20 protein-coding genes are annotated in these 17,976 nt (G+C 55.4%); 10 read left to right on the forward strand and 10 right to left on the reverse strand.

Features of this window, described 5'->3' with window-relative positions; genetic code table 11:
* Window positions 1–33: 33 nt before the first annotated feature.
* Window positions 34–213, reverse strand: a complete 180-nt coding sequence (locus PGR29_RS19370) for a hypothetical protein (RefSeq protein ID WP_042929906.1) — start codon at window positions 211–213, stop codon at window positions 34–36.
* Here PGR29_RS19370 and PGR29_RS19375 point away from each other — a divergent pair.
* The 5 genes from PGR29_RS19375 to PGR29_RS19395 all read left to right on the forward strand — a co-directional run bounded on the left by PGR29_RS19375 (window position 191) and on the right by PGR29_RS19395 (window position 5,174).
* Window positions 191–1,630: an N-acyl-D-amino-acid deacylase family protein gene (locus PGR29_RS19375; RefSeq protein ID WP_316425149.1), complete on the forward strand. Its 1,440-nt coding sequence runs from the start codon at window positions 191–193 to the stop codon at window positions 1,628–1,630. The two genes, PGR29_RS19370 and PGR29_RS19375, sit on opposite strands and share 23 nt — an antisense overlap.
* Before the next feature lie 10 nt (window positions 1,631–1,640).
* The gene (locus PGR29_RS19380) at window positions 1,641–2,033 is read left to right on the forward strand and encodes a RidA family protein (protein ID WP_015368415.1); all 393 of its coding nucleotides are present in this window, start codon (window positions 1,641–1,643) and stop codon (window positions 2,031–2,033) included.
* A gap of 185 nt (window positions 2,034–2,218) precedes the next feature.
* Window positions 2,219–3,706, forward strand: a complete 1,488-nt coding sequence (locus tag PGR29_RS19385; protein WP_045358907.1) for a sodium:solute symporter family protein — start codon at window positions 2,219–2,221, stop codon at window positions 3,704–3,706.
* A gap of 9 nt (window positions 3,707–3,715) precedes the next feature.
* Entirely contained in the window at window positions 3,716–4,588 is an 873-nt protein-coding gene (locus PGR29_RS19390; protein ID WP_087858231.1) for a 2-dehydro-3-deoxygalactonokinase, read from the forward strand.
* Complete coding sequence (locus PGR29_RS19395; RefSeq protein WP_032713256.1) at window positions 4,575–5,174, forward strand: 2-dehydro-3-deoxy-6-phosphogalactonate aldolase; 600 nt, start codon at window positions 4,575–4,577, stop codon at window positions 5,172–5,174. The genes PGR29_RS19390 and PGR29_RS19395 overlap by 14 nt, the downstream gene beginning before the upstream one ends.
* Here PGR29_RS19395 and PGR29_RS19400 read toward each other — a convergent pair.
* Both PGR29_RS19400 and PGR29_RS19405 read right to left on the reverse strand, forming a co-directional pair.
* The gene (locus PGR29_RS19400) at window positions 5,171–6,034 is read right to left on the reverse strand and encodes a MurR/RpiR family transcriptional regulator (RefSeq protein ID WP_015368411.1); all 864 of its coding nucleotides are present in this window, start codon (window positions 6,032–6,034) and stop codon (window positions 5,171–5,173) included. The genes PGR29_RS19395 and PGR29_RS19400 overlap by 4 nt on opposite strands.
* A gap of 81 nt (window positions 6,035–6,115) precedes the next feature.
* A complete protein-coding gene (locus PGR29_RS19405; RefSeq protein ID WP_316425152.1) occupies window positions 6,116–6,649 on the reverse strand; it encodes a GNAT family N-acetyltransferase in 534 nt (177 codons plus the stop codon).
* A 32-nt stretch (window positions 6,650–6,681) separates the two neighbouring features.
* Here PGR29_RS19405 and PGR29_RS19410 point away from each other — a divergent pair, with 32 nt between their 5' ends.
* A complete protein-coding gene (locus tag PGR29_RS19410) occupies window positions 6,682–7,497 on the forward strand; it encodes a GNAT family N-acetyltransferase (RefSeq protein WP_316425153.1) in 816 nt (271 codons plus the stop codon).
* A 27-nt stretch (window positions 7,498–7,524) separates the two neighbouring features.
* Here PGR29_RS19410 and opgB read toward each other — a convergent pair whose 3' ends face one another.
* The 6 genes from opgB to PGR29_RS19440 all read right to left on the reverse strand — a co-directional run bounded on the left by opgB (window position 7,525) and on the right by PGR29_RS19440 (window position 13,235).
* Window positions 7,525–9,816, reverse strand: a complete 2,292-nt coding sequence (gene opgB, locus PGR29_RS19415; RefSeq protein ID WP_316425154.1) for a phosphatidylglycerol--membrane-oligosaccharide glycerophosphotransferase — start codon at window positions 9,814–9,816, stop codon at window positions 7,525–7,527.
* A gap of 256 nt (window positions 9,817–10,072) precedes the next feature.
* Entirely contained in the window at window positions 10,073–10,564 is a 492-nt protein-coding gene (locus tag PGR29_RS19420) for a DUF2501 domain-containing protein (RefSeq protein ID WP_015368407.1), read from the reverse strand.
* 65 nt (window positions 10,565–10,629) lie between these two features.
* Window positions 10,630–11,367: a DNA replication protein DnaC gene (gene dnaC / locus PGR29_RS19425; RefSeq protein WP_026612409.1), complete on the reverse strand. Its 738-nt coding sequence runs from the start codon at window positions 11,365–11,367 to the stop codon at window positions 10,630–10,632.
* A 2-nt stretch (window positions 11,368–11,369) separates the two neighbouring features.
* A complete protein-coding gene (gene dnaT, locus PGR29_RS19430; RefSeq protein WP_087858226.1) occupies window positions 11,370–11,909 on the reverse strand; it encodes a primosomal protein DnaT in 540 nt (179 codons plus the stop codon).
* 85 nt (window positions 11,910–11,994) lie between these two features.
* The gene (locus tag PGR29_RS19435; RefSeq protein ID WP_015704312.1) at window positions 11,995–12,468 is read right to left on the reverse strand and encodes a threonine/serine exporter; all 474 of its coding nucleotides are present in this window, start codon (window positions 12,466–12,468) and stop codon (window positions 11,995–11,997) included.
* On the reverse strand, window positions 12,459–13,235 hold the full coding sequence (locus PGR29_RS19440) for a threonine/serine ThrE exporter family protein (RefSeq protein ID WP_087858225.1): 777 nt from the start codon (window positions 13,233–13,235) through the stop codon (window positions 12,459–12,461). The genes PGR29_RS19435 and PGR29_RS19440 overlap by 10 nt, the downstream gene beginning before the upstream one ends.
* A 270-nt stretch (window positions 13,236–13,505) precedes the next feature.
* Between PGR29_RS19440 and pobA the strand changes: the two genes are divergently transcribed.
* From pobA to bglJ, 4 genes are all read left to right on the forward strand, one after another.
* Window positions 13,506–14,690 (forward strand): 4-hydroxybenzoate 3-monooxygenase, encoded by a 1,185-nt coding sequence (gene pobA / locus PGR29_RS19445; RefSeq protein ID WP_316425155.1) that lies wholly within the window; start codon window positions 13,506–13,508, stop codon window positions 14,688–14,690.
* Window positions 14,691–14,714: 24 nt separating this feature from the next.
* Window positions 14,715–15,584, forward strand: a complete 870-nt coding sequence (locus PGR29_RS19450; protein ID WP_087858223.1) for a helix-turn-helix domain-containing protein — start codon at window positions 14,715–14,717, stop codon at window positions 15,582–15,584.
* Window positions 15,585–15,843: 259 nt separating this feature from the next.
* The gene (locus PGR29_RS19455; RefSeq protein ID WP_271031590.1) at window positions 15,844–16,566 is read left to right on the forward strand and encodes a helix-turn-helix transcriptional regulator; all 723 of its coding nucleotides are present in this window, start codon (window positions 15,844–15,846) and stop codon (window positions 16,564–16,566) included.
* Complete coding sequence (bglJ, locus tag PGR29_RS19460; protein ID WP_316425156.1) at window positions 16,527–17,207, forward strand: DNA-binding transcriptional activator BglJ; 681 nt, start codon at window positions 16,527–16,529, stop codon at window positions 17,205–17,207. The genes PGR29_RS19455 and bglJ overlap by 40 nt, the downstream gene beginning before the upstream one ends.
* Before the next feature lie 8 nt (window positions 17,208–17,215).
* Here bglJ and PGR29_RS19465 read toward each other — a convergent pair whose 3' ends face one another.
* Window positions 17,216–17,674, reverse strand: a complete 459-nt coding sequence (locus tag PGR29_RS19465) for a YbaK/EbsC family protein (protein WP_087858220.1) — start codon at window positions 17,672–17,674, stop codon at window positions 17,216–17,218.
* Between the last annotated feature and the right edge of the window lie 302 nt (window positions 17,675–17,976).

Consider the following 17,976-nt stretch of genomic DNA (forward strand, 5'->3'; position numbering starts at 1 on the left):
TTTCAGGGTTTATAATCGGTTAATCGCTGGGTATCATTTATAACTATTTGATAAATATATTTTTAATATAAAAATGTTATTCGTTTTGAATAAAAGTATCACAAAATGATCTGGGTTTTGCGTAGTTTTCCACTGTTTTTTGCGCTTGTAAATGGTTAACTTATCGGCATGTCGAAAGGGAGTAATTGCTATGAAAGTTGACTGGCTTTTCAAAAACGTCACGGTGATCGACGGGAGCGGCGGGCCGCAATACCGTGCTGATGTGGCGGTGAAGGGCGACCGAATAATGGCTATCGCCCCGGCGCTGGATGTCGCGGCGGAGCAGGTGATTGATGGCCAGGGGCGGGTACTGGCGCCGGGCTTTATTGATGTGCATACCCATGATGATATCAACGTTATCCGTATGCCTGAGTACTTGCCGAAACTCAGCCAGGGGGTGACGACGGTGATCGTCGGCAACTGCGGGATCAGCGCGGCGACCGCTACCATGCGCGGGGAAGTGCCGGACCCGATGAATCTCCTCGGCGAACAGCAGCACTTTATCTATCCCACCGTGGAGGCTTATGCCCACGCGGTGGAAGCGGCGCGACCGTCGTTGAACGTCGGCACGCTAATCGGTCACACAGCGCTGCGTAATAACCATATGGACGATCTGTTTCGTCCGGCGAGCGAGACGGAAATCGCCGGTATGCGCGTACAGCTACGCGATGCGCTGCGCCAAGGAGCATTAGGGCTCAGTACCGGGCTGGCCTATGCCAGCGCCTTCCAGTCGACTACCGAAGAGGTGATGGCGCTGGCGGAAGAGCTGGCGGCCGGGAAGGGCGTCTATACCACCCATTTACGCTCGGAGTTCGAGCCGATTCTTGAGGCGTTGGATGAAGCCTTCCGCATCGGCCGCCACGGCAACGTGCCGGTGGTGGTTTCACACCACAAGTGCGCCGGGGCGAAAAACTGGGGGCGTACCAAAGAAACGCTGGCGTTTTTCGATGAGATGCGCCAGCAGCAGGATATCGCCTGCGACTGTTATCCCTACTCCGCCAGCTCGTCGACGCTGGATATGAAACAGGTGACCGACGAGTTTGATATCGTGATCACCTGGTCCGAAGCGCAGCCGGAACAGGCCGGGAAAACGTTGCAGCAGATCGCCGATGAGTGGCAGGTGAGCCTGCACGACGCCGCGGCGCGGCTGATGCCGGCGGGCTCTATCTACTACAACATGGATGAGCAGGACGTACGGCGGGTGATGCGCTATCCGGTCACCATGATTGGCTCTGACGGGCTACCGAACGATCCGATGCCGCATCCGCGCCTGTGGGGCGCCTTCCCGCGGGTACTCGGCCACTATAGCCGCGACGAGCAGCTATTCCCACTGACTACCGCGGTACACAAGATGACCGGGCTGTCGGCGGCGCGCTTCCAGCTGGCGGATCGCGGGCTGGTGAAAATTGGCTACTTCGCCGACCTGGTGCTGTTTGACCCGCAGACGGTGCGCGATGTCGCCAGTTTCTCCGACCCGAAACGACCGGCGGACGGCATTGAGGCGGTGATGGTCAACGGCGTGATGAGCTACGGCAGTGATAAGAAAATTACCGGGCGGGCAGGGCGTTTCCTGCGCCGTCGGATGGACTAAGGAGTTGAATATGAGTATCAAACGTTATGGCGTAGAAGGCGGTACCGGAACCGGCGGTCAGCATCTGCCGTTCGCCCGCGCGGTGGAAGCCGGCGGCTGGCTGTACGTTTCCGGACAGACACCAATGAAAAATGGCGAAGTCGTAGAAGGCGGCATCGTCGAACAATCGCGGCTGGCGATCCAGAACTGCGTCGACATCATGAGCGAAGCCGGCTACGGCCTGGCGGACGTAGTGCACGTCAAAGTGATCCTCACCGACGCGCGCTATTTCCAGTCGTTCAATAAGGTATTTCGCGAGTTCTTTGGCGATAATCCGCCAGCGCGCATTTGCTGCGTGGCGGACCTGGTGGTGGATTGCAAAGTTGAAGTGGATGTGACCTGTTTTAACGCTGCGCGACAATAACGCTCGAAACCTAAAAATAAATCCCTCCCTTCCGGGAGGGAGCATCAAAAAAGTGTGATATCGGCACCAGAGTGAATAAATAAATCGGTGCCACTGGGTTCGCTATGCCTTTTTTCAGGCATGGTTCCTGTTAACTCATAATATTCAGCGGCACGAATATTATTTATTACGTCTGGATGTGAGCCATGAATAATATGTCATTTATGATTTGGTTTTCCGTTTATGCCTGCGCGATGATTACCTTAGGTTGGTACGTTTCGCGCAAACAGAAAACCGGCGAAGACTTTTTACTTGGCGGCCGTTCGCTGCCGATGATCCTCACTCTCGGCTCGACGGTCGGCACCATGGTGGGCACCGGCTCCAGCGTCGGCGCCGTCGGCTTTGGCTACAGCAACGGCTGGGCCGGGATGCTTTACGGCCTCGGCGGCGCGGTGGGGATTCTGCTGGTGGCATGGTTATTCGCTCCGGTACGCAAACTTCGCTTCATGACCATGAGTGAAGAAATGTCGTATTACACCGGCGGCAGTAAAATAATTAAAAACCTAGTCGCGATACTTATTTTTATTGCTTCTATCGGCTGGCTGGGGGCGCATATATTAGGTGGCGGATTATATCTGGCGTGGGCCAGCGGCATTGATATTAATGTCGCAAAAATTATTATTGCGCTGGCTTTTGTGGTTTATGTCGGTATTGGCGGCTATTCCGCGGTGGTGTGGATCGATACCATTCAATCGATTGTACTGTTCGTCGGCTTTATTTTAATGGCGGTGCTGGCGGTTCATCACGTTGGCGGCTGGAGCCATATTCAGCAGGCCGTCGATCCGGCGGCGCAAAGCTTGTTCGCGGTCGATAAATTAGGCGTGTTGCCGGCGCTATCATTGGCGATGGTGATCGGCGTCGGCGTGCTGGCGACGCCTTCTTATCGCCAGCGCATTTACTCGGCGAAGACCGTCTCCTCGGTACGTCAGTCCTTCACGATTACCGGCCTGCTGTATCTGGGCTTCTCCTTCCTGCCGGCGATCATCGGTATGGCGGTATGGACCATGAACCCGCAGTTGGAAAACAGCGGCTTCGCCTTCTTATTTGCCACCCAGGTGCTGCCGCCGGTGCTGGCGATGGCGATCCTGATTGCCGGCATGTCGGCCAATATGTCTTCCGGTAGCTCTGATGCCATCGCCGCGGTGTCCATCATGCTGCGCGACCTCTACACCCTGGTGACCGGCCATATGCCCGCGCCGGAGAAAGCCATTCGCCTGTCGCGGATCTTCCTGGTTCTGGTGATTGCGCTGGCGCTGCTGTTTGCCCTGACCTCCAATGACATCATCAGCTATATCACCAAAATGATCTCGATGATTATGTCCGGCATGTTTATCTGCACCATGCTTGGCCGCTTCTGGAAACGCTTTAACTGGCAGGGCGCGGTCGCCGCGCTCGCCGGCGGCGCCGGAGCATCGGTTGCGGTGCTGGTGGATAGCGACTGGCTGGCGTTCTGGGGCAACCCGTGTATTCCGGCGGTACTGACGAGCCTGGTGGCTTCGGTTGTGGTGACGTTACTGACCCCGGCCAGCAGCATGAGCCGCGAGCAGGCGCTGGAGATGATTACCCACGAACGTGAAAGCCGCCCAACGCCACCGCCGTTGCCGATTGGCAAACGTCATACCTCACGCGGGTAAGGGGTAATCATGAACGAGTATATTGCCGTCGATTGGGGCTCTACGCAGCTGCGGGCATGGCGGATGCGTGATGGCGAATGCATCGACAAGCTGAAGCTGCCCTGCGGCATCACGCGCCTGAACGGGCAGCGCCCCGAAGCGGTATTTCAGCAGCAGTTGGCGCCGTGGCGCGGCGACCCCGCGCTGCCGGTGGTGATGGCGGGGATGATCGGCAGCGATGCCGGTTGGCAACCGGTGCCATATCTGGCCTGCCCGCTGGCGCTGGAGGCGCTCAACGGTCAGTTACATGAGGTGGCGGAAAACGTGTGGATCGTGCCGGGGCTTAAAGTGGCGCAGGCCGCAGATTACGACGTGATGCGCGGTGAAGAAACGCAGCTGCTGGGCGCCTGGCAACGGATGCCCGCGGAGTGTTACGTGATGCCCGGCACCCACTGTAAATGGGTGCAGGTCCAGAACGGCGTGGTGCGCCAGTTCGCCACGGCGATGACCGGCGAACTGCATCACCTGCTGCTGAATCATTCGCTGCTCGGCCAGCAACTGCCTGTACAACAACCCGATGACGCCGCTTTCGCCCTCGGTATGGAAAAAGGGCTAAATCAGCCCGCGTTGTTGTCCGGGCTTTTTAGCGCCCGCGCCGCGCGGGTGTTAGGGGCGCTGGCGGCGACTTCGGTGAGCGATTATCTCTCCGGGCTGTTGATTGGCGCGGAGGTGGCGACCTTTAGCGAGCGCTATCGCGCCAGCCGCGTGGTGCTGGTTGGTGAGCACTCGCTTAGTGCCCGTTATCAGCAGGCGATGGCGGCGCGAGGGTTGACCGTTTCCTGTTGTTCCGGCGAGGCGGCGTTTCTTTCGGGTATAGCGAGGATGATTGATGGACAAGGTTAAACTGGTGGCGATTTTACGCGGTATTCAGCCCGGTGAAGCGGCGGAGCATATCGCCGCGCTTATCGATGCAGGTTTTCGCTATATTGAAATTCCGCTTAACTCGCCGGACTGGCAACAGAGTATTCCGGCGATGGTGCGCCAGTTTGGCGAACGGTCGGTGATTGGCGCGGGGACGGTGCTGAAGGTTGAGCAGGTTGATTTTCTGGCTGAAGCCGGGGCGAAGCTTATCGTGACGCCCAATACGGCCCCGGCGGTGATCCGCCGCGCGGTAGAAAAGGGGATGCTGGTGTGCGCCGGCTGTGCCACGGCCTCCGAGGCGTTTAGCGCGCTGGATGCCGGGGCGCAATGGCTGAAAATCTTTCCGTCATCGGCATTCGGCCCGGACTATATCCGCGCGCTGAAAGCGGTGTTGCCGCCGGAGGTGCCGGTGCTGGCGGTCGGCGGCGTGACGCCGGAAAACCTGCACAGCTGGCGTCAGGCGGGCTGCGCGGGGGCGGGGTTAGGCAGCGATCTCTACCGCGCCGGGCAGCCGTTGGCGCGTACCCGCCAGCAGGCGCAACGCTTTATCGCCGCCTGCGGCGATTAATCGCCGAGCGGCAGTCGGTCGACGCCGTCGCGGTGGTCGTCGAGCGCCAGCTTAATGCGGCGCAGACGGTCTTTCGCCTGCGGTTTATTGGCCATAGCCAGTTCGGTGGCCAGCACATCTACCATCGCCAACATCGCATAGCGTGAAGCGCTGGGCTTGAAAATATAGTCGTTTTCGCTCACCAGCAGCGGCAGCACGATATCGGCCTGCGCCGCCAGTGGCGTTTCCGGCGGGGTAATGGCGACAATTTTCGCCCCGTATTGCCGGGCGATGGCGGCGCTTTCAATCATCTCTTTGGTATAGCCGCCGAGCGACAGCACAATCACCACATCTTTCGCCGTCACCGCCGAACTCATCATGCGTACCAGAAGGCCGTCGCTCTGGCTGACTACCGGCAACCCGAGGCGGAACAGGCGATACTGGATCTCCTGCGCGCAGATGGTCGAACCGCCGCCCATACCCAGCGCAAGCACCTGACGGGCGTCGCTAATCCATTCCACCGCGCGTTTCAGCGCCGCAAGGTCCAGCGCCCGGCGGTTGGTTTCCAGCACGCTGATGATTGATTCATAAATTCCCTGTACGCCTTCCAGATCCGGCACATCGAGAATAAAGCGCTGACCAATGGCCAGCGACTGGGCGAGCTTCATTTTCAGTTCGCGCACGTCTTTACAGCCCAGAGCACGCGCAAAGCGCGTCACCGATGCCTGGCTGGTGTCGGTCAGGCGCGCCAGTTCGGCAATCGGCATTTCCGCCGCGGCGGCGACGTCGTCGAGAATAAACTGCGCAATGCGCTTTTCGGTCGCGGTCAGCGCCATAAAGCGGTCGGTGATGCAGGAGATGATATCGATCGAGTAGGCCATTCCGGGTATCAGGTTATGTATTGGGAATGGTACTTTGTACCATATGCCGGTGACAAAATCAGCGCGGCGCCTCTCGCGGCGTTAAAAATCAAGGCGCATCGCACAGCGGGTTTCCGCCGTCAGGCCATGCTCCGTTTCCAGCGCGCGTTTCGCCGCCAGCCCTTCGGGTAGGCGCAGTTCATTGAGGATGGTGAAGCCCAGCCGGGTATAAAAGGGCGCGTTCCACGGCACCTCGCGAAAGGTGGTGAGCGTCACCGCCGGGAAGCCGTCGCGGCGGGCGTTGTCGATAGTTTGGCTAAGCAGGGCGCGGCCAATACCCTGGCCCTGCCACTGCTGGTGGACGGAGATTTCTACAATAAACAGGGCATCGTCCAGCGGCTCGCTCAGCAGGAAACCAACGGGCCTGTCGTCAGCAAGCGCCAGCAGGCTATGGCCGGTTTCCAGGTATTGCCGGTGCTGTTCAACGCTCATTACCGGGCTTTCCGCCAGCCAGGCGAAAGCGGGAATGCGCGCAAAGGATTGGGCCGCCGAACGCTCCAGCGCGGGCAGCAGCGGCAGATCGCCTTCTTCGGTCAGGCGAAAAGTGAAAGTGGGGTTTATAGTGTTAGTTTTCATCGCCTCAGCATAGCAGCCTCAGGGAGAAATGCATGGAGTTCACCGCCGTACCTGCCGTCCAGTTTAGCGGCGCGCAGTTGACTACGATTTTGAATGACTGCTTTGCCGATTATCTGGTGCCGGTATCGATGTCGGTAGATCTGTTTGTACAGCGCTTTAGCACCGAAGGGTTAAACCTGTTGCAGTCTAAGGTGTGGCTGGCAGGAGATGAACCGGCGGCTATCGGGCTCATCGCCCGCCGCGGGCGCGATGCGCGACTGGCGGCTTTTGCTATTCATCCCGGATTTCGCGGCAAAGGACGAGGGCGACAATTGATGACCTCGCTTATCGCCGATTTACGGGTTCAGGGCGTACAGCGAATGTGGCTGGAGGTGATCCGCGATAATCACCGGGCGGTGGCGCTGTATCAGTCATTGGGCTTTGCGGTGCGTCACGGGTTGTGCGGCTATCTCAGCGAGACGCAAGCGGAGCCGCGTGAGTCTCCCCTGGAGGATTACGATTTGCTGAGTCTGCTGCGTCATGCAAGCCTGGAGCAGGAAGGGCAACTGCCGTGGCTGCTGGATCCACTGACCTTTATTACCTTGCCATGTCGGGCGTTGACGCTGCAGCAGCAGGCCTTCGCCGTGCTGGCAACCACTGCCAGCAAGCCGCAGCTGCAGTTTTTATGGCTGACACCGGCGGCGCGCGGACGCGGGCTGGGGCGGGAAATGCTGATCGCGCTGGCTCAACAGTTTCCGGGATTAAGCACTTCGGTGACCATCCCGGAAACCTTCACGCCGCTGTTTAAATCGGCGGGTTATGCGCCGCTGGCGCTGCAGCAGTACGAGATGTGCCTGCGCTTGAACTAGCCCGGCGCAGACGCCGGGCCGTAGGTATTAACCTTCGCGACCGACGATTTTAATATCCACCATGCCAATGCCCAACTGGCGCGGCGCGTGGCCGACAATATTGCCTTCGTTGGTGGACTGCGGCTCCGGCGGAGTGATAGTTAAGGTGTTGCTGCGCGCCGGATTGTCGAAATGCAGCGTCGTCGTGGTCACTTCATTGGCTAAAGTAAGTACTTGCTCACTTTTCCCGACGCGCACCGGTATTGGCTGGTTGGCGTTCGGGCCGAAGGCCTTGGCGGTGATCACCAGATCGAATTTTTCCGGCAGCGGTTCTTTATATTCAATCTTCACTTCGTCACCGAGCTGGGCGTTGGACCAGCGTCCCCACAGCTCAGGCCGCGAGATGCCGCTGAACTGTTTGACCTCCTCCGGCGCGCCGGCGACATTAAACACAAAGCTATCGGCTTTATAGCGAATATCGTTATCGACAATTTTCAACGTATCGACGTTGCCTTTGTAGCGCTCCATATCGATAACGGTATCTTTGAAGGCGGTTTTGCCCTGCCATTGCGGCTTGTCGACGTGCTGTACCTGCTGTTCGCCGCCCAGCTGACCTTGCGAGACGCACCAGTCGGTGGACAGCGCCAGTTCCGGCCGCCACAGTTGGCCCATCTTGTAGCAGCGGTCGACCCATACGAAATTGTCGCGTGGGGCGAAGTCCGCCAACTGGAAGCGCAGCGGCGCGGAATACTCGCTTTCCGGAATCGGCTCGACGCGCTGATCCGAGACCCGTAGCAGCAGCGGCAGACGGAAATGGCTACCGGAGAATGCGATCATGTTCTTCTGCGAGTCGATGCTGAAGCTCTTAATCTCCTTCGGGAAATTCCACAGACGAATGACGTCCGGTTTCCATGCCAGCACCTTCTCTTTCATGTTCATGAAGATAGTGGAGAGCGATTCTGCGGAAAGGCTGCTGCGGCCAAGGCCGATATAGTTATCGCCGCCGAGAATATCCAGCACCGTCGCGCCGTTATCCATGGTATTACGCTTCACGGCCAGCACATCCTGCTGAGGCTGGTCGCCGCGCAGGATAAAGAACAGATTACTGCGATCCTGTTTGTTCAGATAATCCCAGGCGCTGTTTTTCATCGCCAGATGATCGGACGAGACCACGATGACCGTATTTTTGAAGTACGGCGAGGCCTTAATCTTTTCAATTAGCGCGGCGATGTGCTCCTGGCTACAGGCCACGGCGCTGAAGGAGAGATTCTTTTTGCCATCCATGTCATAGCGTTTACGCTCGCAGGTGCGCGAAATAAAGCCGTCAGGATGGTGGGTATCGACGGTGAGGGCGAACAGCGAAAAGCGTTTGCCGGATTGGGAGAGCTCTTCGAACTTTTTCCACGTTTCGTCGAGCACGGTGTCGTCGTAGAAGCCCCAGTCGTTGCGGTAGGACGGGTCGGCCACCGTCGTTTTCAGCTCTTCCGCACCGTACAGGTGATCGAAACCGTGGGATTTGAGGAAAACGTCTTTACCGGCGAAGCGCAGGTTGGCGCCCTGTACAAAGTAGTTTTCGTAACCGGAATTTTTCAGGATATCGCCGAGGCAGATATTTTGCGGGAAGAAGCTGGATACCGCCGCGGAAGCGTTGCCTTCGAACGGCGCGAACAGCGGAATACCACACTGGGAAGCGACCATACCGGCGATGGTGTAATCGGTGCCGGGAAGCTGTGCGGTATTGCTGAAATCCAGTCCTTCGCTTTTGATTTTACCCAGTTCCGGCGTGAGCTCCGGGAAAGCCTCGTTATTGAAATAGGTGCGCTCCAGGCTCTCGCCGTAGATATAGACCAGATTCAGCTGCGGATTGTTGATGCTTTTCGACGGCTCTTTGTAGTAAGCCGTGAAGTCCGGATCGCCGTCGCGGGACTGCGATTTCACGAGTTCGGTGATTTGGCGGAACGCCGGGCTGGCGTCGACGGAGGCCAGCGCCAGTACCAGCGCTATCAGGCTGTAGCCAAAGTGATGCGGATGGTGGCGGCGACGGCGTAATATCCAACCGAGGGCGCCAAATACGGCGACCAGCGCCAGCACCAGACCGATACCCGGCAGAATATATTTACTGACGCCCGCGCCGGTCAGGCTGTTGGTCAGGGTATAGAGTACCGCGTCGTTAATACCGTCGCCGGTGAAGTAGTCGCTGGCGTAGAGGGTGATATTGAGCACAACAAACAGCCCCAGCACCGCAAGAGTGGCAGAGAACCACCAGGTATTGCGACCGGCTTTCCAGGCATAGATCACCACCGAGGCGAGAAACAAGGCGATGGATAACAACTCTGACACAGCTAACCCTCATGTGCGCCAGCGGCGGGCTGGCCGGATAGATCGATTTTCACGCTACACTGTAATGGCAGCGTCTTTCTGCTGCAATTGTAGTGTCATGAAAGTGTGCTGTGATTCAGAATTGGTTTAGAAAGCGTCTTTTTTGTACGATGTCTCATCCTGTCGTCACGGGGAAAACAGGAGCAGAAAAGTAAAAATAGCGATTGCGGCCGCGCTGGCGACGCTAAAGCGCCAAACGCGGCATCGGCGGGGAAATTTAAGACAGGAAGTTAACGCCCTGTTTCAGTACCAGGTCACAGGCCTTAGTCTTCACTTTTTCAGCCAGCGGGCTGCTGCCCAGGGTGTTCAGATTCAACTGCTGGCCGTTATTACTGCTCAGCAATCCCTGTAGCCCTTCCAGATAACCGGTATCCTGTTTCTGTTTCTCCGGCGTGCTCAGGCCAAGCTTATCCAGTACCTGGTTTTTCACGTTGTCGGCGTTGGTGACCGAGGTCAGTTTTTTTTGCGCGCAATAAGAGAGAACGCCGGCGGCATTGTTCATGCTGCTGGAGGTGAGCGCCTGGTTGCCGCCGTTGAGCAGGCTGGTTAAGGACGACATCGACATACCGCCGCCGCTTTGCTGGGAACTGCTGCTGAGCTGGCTGGCGGCGCTATTGAGTGAGTCCTGCCAGGAGGCGGCGTAGGTGGGGGCCGCCATCAACGCGCCGGCTGCGATAGCGGCGCAAAAAGCTGTCTGCAAAGATTTCATAAACGTACTCTTCGTCGTTACTTAAGAATCTCTTCAGTATAACGCCGCTTGAGCTCGGAAATCTCTCAATACTCTTTACCGGTAACGCGATCGCGGTAGCTATCCCAGGTGAAGTTTACCCACAGGCTATTACCAAGGCGCATGCGATCCATGACGCGTTCGCCGAGCAGTTTGTTCATTTCATCCATGGTACTGTTGGTCAGCATGCCGGTCGGGCGTTTCGAGGAGGAGCGACGATCGACAATCTGGTTGATGATCACTTTCTCGTAGCGCGATTCGGTTTGCATACCGATTTCGTCGATAACCAGCAGATCGACCCGGCTCAGGTCGCTTAGCAATTGCTCTTCGCTGGTTTCCCGATTACCAAAGGTATCTTTCATCGCCGACATAATATCGGCGACGGTGATGATTAATACCGATTTACCGCGCAGCAGCAGCTCGTTGCAGATAGCGGCGGCAAGATGATTTTTACCGGTGCCCGGCTTGCCGGAGAAGATAAAGCTCGCGATGTTGCCGTCAAACTCTTCAACGTACTGGCGGGCGCGAGATAGGGCTATCATCTGCCCGTCGTTTTCGACCCGGTAATTATCAAATGAACAGTTCTGATGTAATGGACGGATCCCGGAGCGGTTAAAGGTGCGCTGCATTTTCATCGCCCGATTTTCCCGCTCCAGCGCCTCTGAACGCAGCTTACCTTGCTCTTTTTGCCAGGCCAACAGCTCTTCGCCGGTTTTAAACGCCGGTTGCACGTGGGCTGGCATCATTTTTTGCAGGCGCTTCATGAGATCGCCAACGTTTTTCATGCTCATCCTCGGAAACCTCGCGGGATCTGGTTATCGGGTTCGCTAATGGTGTTCACATCGCGCTTCGGCTGCCCGCCGTTGCTGGCGCGGCCGATTTGCACGCTACGCGCCAGCTTTTGCTGCCACTGCACGTGGTGGAAAACTTTGCCTTCCGCCTGCCAGTAGGCGACAAAGGCAGCCAGTTCTTCAGGGGTGACCGGCTGCGTCAGGGCGATGCCCCACAGCGCCGCCAGACGCTGAAAATCGGTATCCGGCTGCCAGCCGGCATACATGGCGAATTTCCCCATCGGCACGGCGACGGGCGCGGCGCTCGGCTCGTCAAAGAACTGCGCATCCAGCGCGATATCGCTGGTGGGGCGCGCCAGTTTCGCTTCCAGTTCCAGCAACTGCGCCAGGCGCTCCGGCGTCAGCGCGTAAAACGCCGGGGCGTTATTGGCAAACACGGCGACGGCGCCGCTGGCTGATTTTTGCAGCCTGGCCGCGTGGTTCTCGACGAAATCGTCAAGACCGCAAAAGTCGGTGGTTAAAATTCGTGAAGACATAACGCTATCTCAACTCTGAACAGCAAAGAGTGGGGGAATTGCTGACATAGTAGCATAGTGCGAGGCCAGGAAGCAGCGCTGCCGGTTATACGCGCGGGCGTTTGCGATAGAGCCACAAACCGGGAATAGATAGCCCGATAGAGAGCGCCCCGACGATGGAGGAGGCTTTTAAAAAGTTGCTTAACAGCATAATCATCATCTCTTCGGAGTAACCAAAATGGCTGATTTTGACGGCCGAGATCATCGCCGTATAAGCCGAAATCCCAGGGAACATCGGGATCACTGCGGCGACGGTAAATATCTTCGGGTGCGCCAGATACCAGCGCGACCATTGAATGCCGATACTGCCGACCAGTAACGCGGCGAGAAAGGTGGCCCATTCTATATTGAAGCCTGCGCTCATCATTACCATCCGCGAGCCGTGGCCGATAGCCCCCAGTAATGCGCACCAGCGCAGCGCGCGCTGTGGAACGTTGAACACCATCGCAAAGCCGACGGCAGGGATGGCCGCCAGCGCCATATCCTGCGCCAGGTCGAAAAGGTAAGAGATTATGCCCATCCGCGTAGCCCCCACACGGTCATTGCCATCACCACCCCAATACAGGTCGCCAGCGTCAGCAGGCTGGCGATCGCCCAGCGGGCCAGCCCGGTATTAATATGGCCCTTGAACATATCGGCCACGGCGTTAATTAACGGAAAGCCGGGAACCAGCAACAGCACGCTGGCGGCCATGGCGATAGTCGGCGTGTCGCTAAAGGCCGGCAGACGCAGCATCAGCCCGGAAATCGTGGTAGCGACGAAGGCGGTAATGCAGAAATTAATCTGCGGATGCATGGAACGATGGGTCAGCAGCTGGCGAATATACATGGCGACGGTGCTGGCAAAGAAGGTCACCACCGCGCCATCCCAGCCGCCGTTGTTCAATTTACAAAAGCAGGCGCAGGAGAGGCCCACCATCAATACCAGCAGCCAACGCGGGTAGCGCAAGGGTTTGATCTGCGAAAAGCGCTTCTCGACATCTTTGTAATCCAACAGCTTATGTTCGGCCATGATCACGATATGCTGTACCTCCGTCACCACGTGCATGTTAATTCCGCGATCGCTGTTTTTGCGGGTAGAAGTCAGGCATTCACCATTTTTAATCGTGGTGAGCACAATCGCGTTAGAGGAGATGGCGCTCTCAACGCTATCCATACCTAACGCTCGCCCGAGGCGGGTAGAAAGCTCCTCAACCAGCGCGCTTTCCGCACCGTGCTGGAGTAAGTAAAGGGCACACTGGATGCACAACCGGGTGACGGCGCGCTGCTCTGATTTATCTGCCTGCATAAGTACCTGCTGTCCGCGTCTCTATTAATACTTGTACCTGAACTCCACCCCGTTGTGCGGCGTGCCGGATCAAACAATGTGCAAAAATTGCTCCATCAATGGCGTTGGCTGAAATTTGAACCGCGCCACACTTTCGTCACTTCGTTGGAAAGTGCAATTTTTACCGCCATTCATCCCTTCTTTTTCCCGTTTGAGTTATCAAAAATGCATCTGTGAACTTTTAATAAACAAAAAACAAACAAATAATTAACTTTCGAGAGCGAGTACCCTATGAGAACACAGGTTGCCATTATTGGCGCGGGCCCTTCGGGGCTGCTGTTAGGTCAACTGCTGCATAACGCTGGTATTCATACCGTCATCCTTGAACGTCAGAGTGCGGAATATGTGCTGGGGCGCATCCGCGCGGGGATACTTGAAAACGGTACCGTCGAACTACTGCGTGAAGCGGGAGTGGCGAAGCGCATGGACGCGGAAGGGCTGGTTCATCATGGCATGGAGTTTTTATTTGAAGGCCAGCGGGTACCGGTACCGCTCAGCGAGTTGACCGGCGGTAAAAGCGTGATGGTTTACGGTCAGACTGAAGTCACCCGTGACCTGATGGCGGCAAGACGCGACAGCGGCGCGGCGATTATCTATGGCGTTAGCGAGGTGGCAATCGAGGATGTTAAGAGCGACCGGCCGGTGGTCTCCTACGTGAGCGGCGGCGAAAAGTGTCGACTGGAGTGTGACTTTATTGCCGGTTGCGATGGTTTCCACGGCGTTTCGCGGCAAAGTATTCCACGTGACATTCTCAAAGAGTATGAAAGCGTGTGGCCGTTTGGTTGGTTAGGTTTGCTGGCGGATACGCCGCCGGTGAATCCGGAGCTGATTTACGCTCATCACGAACGCGGATTTGTATTGTGTAGTCAGCGCTCACTCACCCGCAGCCGCTATTACCTGCAGGTGCCGCTAAGCGATAGCGTCTCGGCGTGGTCTGATGAACGCTTCTGGGATGAGCTAAAACGCCGCCTGCCGGAGGATCTGGCAAATAAGTTAGTAACTGGTCACTCACTTGAGAAGAGCATTGCGCCGCTGCGCAGTTATGTCGTTGAGCCGATGCAGTACGGCAGACTGTTTCTGGTCGGCGACGCCGCGCATATCGTGCCGCCAACCGGCGCAAAGGGGCTGAATCTGGCGGCGTCGGATGTCAATTATTTATGGCGGATCCTGCGCGAATATTATCACCATGGCCGCGCGGATCTTATTGCCAGCTATTCGCGCTTTGCTCTCGACCGCGTGTGGAAAGGAGAAAGATTCAGTTGGTTTATGACTCGCCTGTTGCACGACTTTCCTGAACAGAATGAATTCGATAAAAAAATGCAGGCCGCCGACCGCCGCTACTATCTGGGTTCTCGAGCCGGGCTAACGACCATTGCCGAAAATTATGTGGGGCTGCCGATGGAGCGCGTCACGTAACGACAAACGAAAACTGGAGAGACCATGTTAACCGCGAACACGATTCCCGTTTTTACCCTGTATGGCGAAGAGCGCGGTTGGCCGACGCCGGATCTGCTGCATTGCGAATCCATTTTGCAGCGCAGCAGCCTTTATGAGTGGCATATCCGCGTACATCAACATGCCGAAATGGTGCAGCTTTTATATCTGCATAAGGGGCGCGCTGAAATTGAAATCGAAGGCGTCACCAGGGTGATGACCGAAGCCTGTATTCAGGTCGTACCGGCATTATGCATCCATGGCTTTCGTTTCTCGCCCGGCACGCAAGGGTTTGTCCTGTCGCTGTCGCAGCCGTTGCTGAGCCGCTTTGAAAGCCAGTTTGGGCGCACGCTTGATGTGCTATCGCAGCCGCAGTGCGTGGCGGTGAAACGCTCCCGCGGCCATATTCGTTCGTTGTTTACCGCCTTACGTGAAGAATATTGCGAAGAGCATGATGCGCGCGAAATGATGCTCCATTCGCTGCTGGGAGCGCTATTAGTATGGTTAAACCGCCAGTGCCGGCCGACACCCGTGACAGAAGACAAAGCCGAACGTAAGCGCAGCGTCATGCGCCATTTTTCCCGTCTGATTGAAAGCCACTACCGGGAACATCTGCCGCTGGCTGAATATGCAAAGCTAGTGGGGCTTTCCGCAACGCATTTAAATTATTTGTGTCGTGAATTTCATGGCTGCAGCGCATTAGGCGTATTACATCAACGTTTAATGTTGGAAGCGCGGCGTAACCTGCAATATACCAGCATGACTATCACCCAACTTTCTGATTATTTGGGGTTTACTGATGCTGCTTATTTTTCGAGATTCTTTCGACGATATAGTGGGGTCTCACCGAAAGCATTTAGGAAAGAAATTAAATAAATTATTTATTTAATTCTTAAGGTAATTTTTCTAATGAGGCTTTTAATTTTTTCTAATTTATTGATGGCATCATTTTGTGTTAGGGTAAATCGTTGGTGAGAGTAATGCAAAAATATCCCTCACGGTTATGGAATTAACTTCAGGGCATACGTCATGCCCACCAGGGACGATAAAGATTCAATTGGCGAAATAATATTATAGTAGCCATTCATCCGTTATTTATTTCGGGTGTGAATCTTTGACAGGAGGTGGAGGTTTTATGTTGCCAGGACAAGGTAAATTTGGCGTCATCATTAGTAGAATACCGGTTATGCAATCGGGTTTGAAGGCTATTTTAAGGGAGCATCTCCCTGATTACGATCTGAGTTTCTGTGCTTCACAGGATGAACTCACGCTGCTTCAGCTTCGCCGCGCCGTGCTGGTTCTCGTCGACCTCTCCGGTCACATTGAACGCCCGCGAGATATTTGTGAGCATTATTATTCGTTAATGAATCAATACCGGGATATTCACTGGATCTTTATGGTTGGTCACTCCTGCTTCCCACTGGCAGTTGAGTTTCTGATGCGGCCGGAAAGTTCTCTGATTTCTGATAGCGAGCCGGTCAAACGTTTCATTGAGGTTATCCGAGCTGGTAAAGCTTCTGCCGAAAGAATTAGCCAGACACTCTTTTCACCCGAGATGGACAACTTAGGTGATGATGCTAGCGATACGGTCATCTTAACCTTTTCAGAGCGCAAAGTGTTGCGGCTACTGGCAAAAGGGTGGGGAATTAACCAGATTGCTGCCTTGTTGAAAAAAAGCAATAAAACGATAAGCGCGCAGAAAAATAGCGCCATGCGCCGACTTTCGTTACGCAGTAATGCAGAAATGTATGCCTGGATCAATAGCGCTCAAGGAATGAAGGAACTGAATCTGTATTCAGCCTATGGAGATAACACGGAATGGAAAAAAATCTCACAACACGATGTGTCGCTATCGTAGAAAAATGCGCAATGACTGAGATGGCGCTTCGTTATATTTTAGATAATGAAGCAGGTAAAAAATATAGCATTCATTTTTATAAAGATACTCAGGCCTTAAAGCGTGAATTCGCTTCCAAAAACTTTATCGCCGTTATTTTTTCCCTTTCCGGTAGCCGACGTATTCGTCTGGAAAGCCTGCTTTTTTTACATGAAATAGCGCAAACGCGACCCGAAATACAGCGAATTGTACTGGCGGATAATACGGCCGAAATGCGTCTGATCAGTCATCTGACACCTTCAAGCCCGCAAACTATTCTGAATAAATCATCTTGCCTTACTCGTCTGCAGGAACGTTTACTGCAGCTGATCGAGCAGGCGCCATTGGATAAAGAAAGCATTCTGGAGCGCAGCTACAGCTCCTGTGGGCAAATTCTTAGCCCGACGGAGCATACGATACTGCGTTATATGACCTATGGCTATTCATTGCCCGAAATTGCCACCCAGCTTGATAGAAATATCAAAACCATTCGCGCACATAAATTTAACGCGATGACCAAACTGGGCGTTAACTCTGATATTGGCCTGCTTAGTGCGGCGGACATTCTGCTGTGTCTGCCGGCGAATAACGACGATGGGCCAGGAATGCGCCTGGCGCAATAACCGGCAAGTTACAGGCAGACGTCCACCCAATCGGCTTCTGTCAGTTGTGCCATGCGCTCAGGCGAAATTCGTACCGCACTATGAATTGCCCCTGCTGCCGGTAGAACTTCGGCGTACTGCTTGAGTGAAACATCGCAATAGACCGGCAGAGGGTTTTCCAGGCCAAACGGACAGACGCCGCCAACGGGGTGGCCGGTTAGCGTAACGACTTCATCACTGCTGAGCATCCGCGCTTTTGCCCCGAAGGCGTCTTTCAGCTTCTTATTATCAAGGCGAGCATCGCCTTTAGCGACGATCAATATAACCCGTTCTTTTACCTTTAAGGATAAAGTCTTAGCGATTTGCCCCGGCTCGACACGATGCGCGGCGGCGGCAAGCGCAACGGTCGCCGTACTTTGATTCAACTCGATGATTTCAATATCGGGGGCATGCTCAGCAAAAAACTGCCTCACGGACTGCAGACTCATGGGGTTCTCCTGGTAGTTATCCGCTTAAATCTGTCACAAGGCCGGAAATCTGTAAATATTGTCGATGGATAATCAGGAATTATTCTGATTTCTGGATCTTCTTCACAATCGCCGCAACCGGTTACTGTAACCGGTTGCAGGATCGCGCTCGTCGATGAATACTGACATGGTAACTCCCTGTACCAAAGATAACTAACAGCCGCGCATGAGATCCTCCTGCTGGCATTATGGCAACCGTCAGTCCCGGTCAGCCACAATCCGTCTGCAGTTAATTTCAGCATAGCGGCAAGATTACCGTTGTT

Source organism: Klebsiella sp. 141203 (genome assembly GCF_032601985.1).
Classification (GTDB): Bacteria; Pseudomonadota; Gammaproteobacteria; order Enterobacterales; family Enterobacteriaceae; genus Klebsiella; species Klebsiella aerogenes.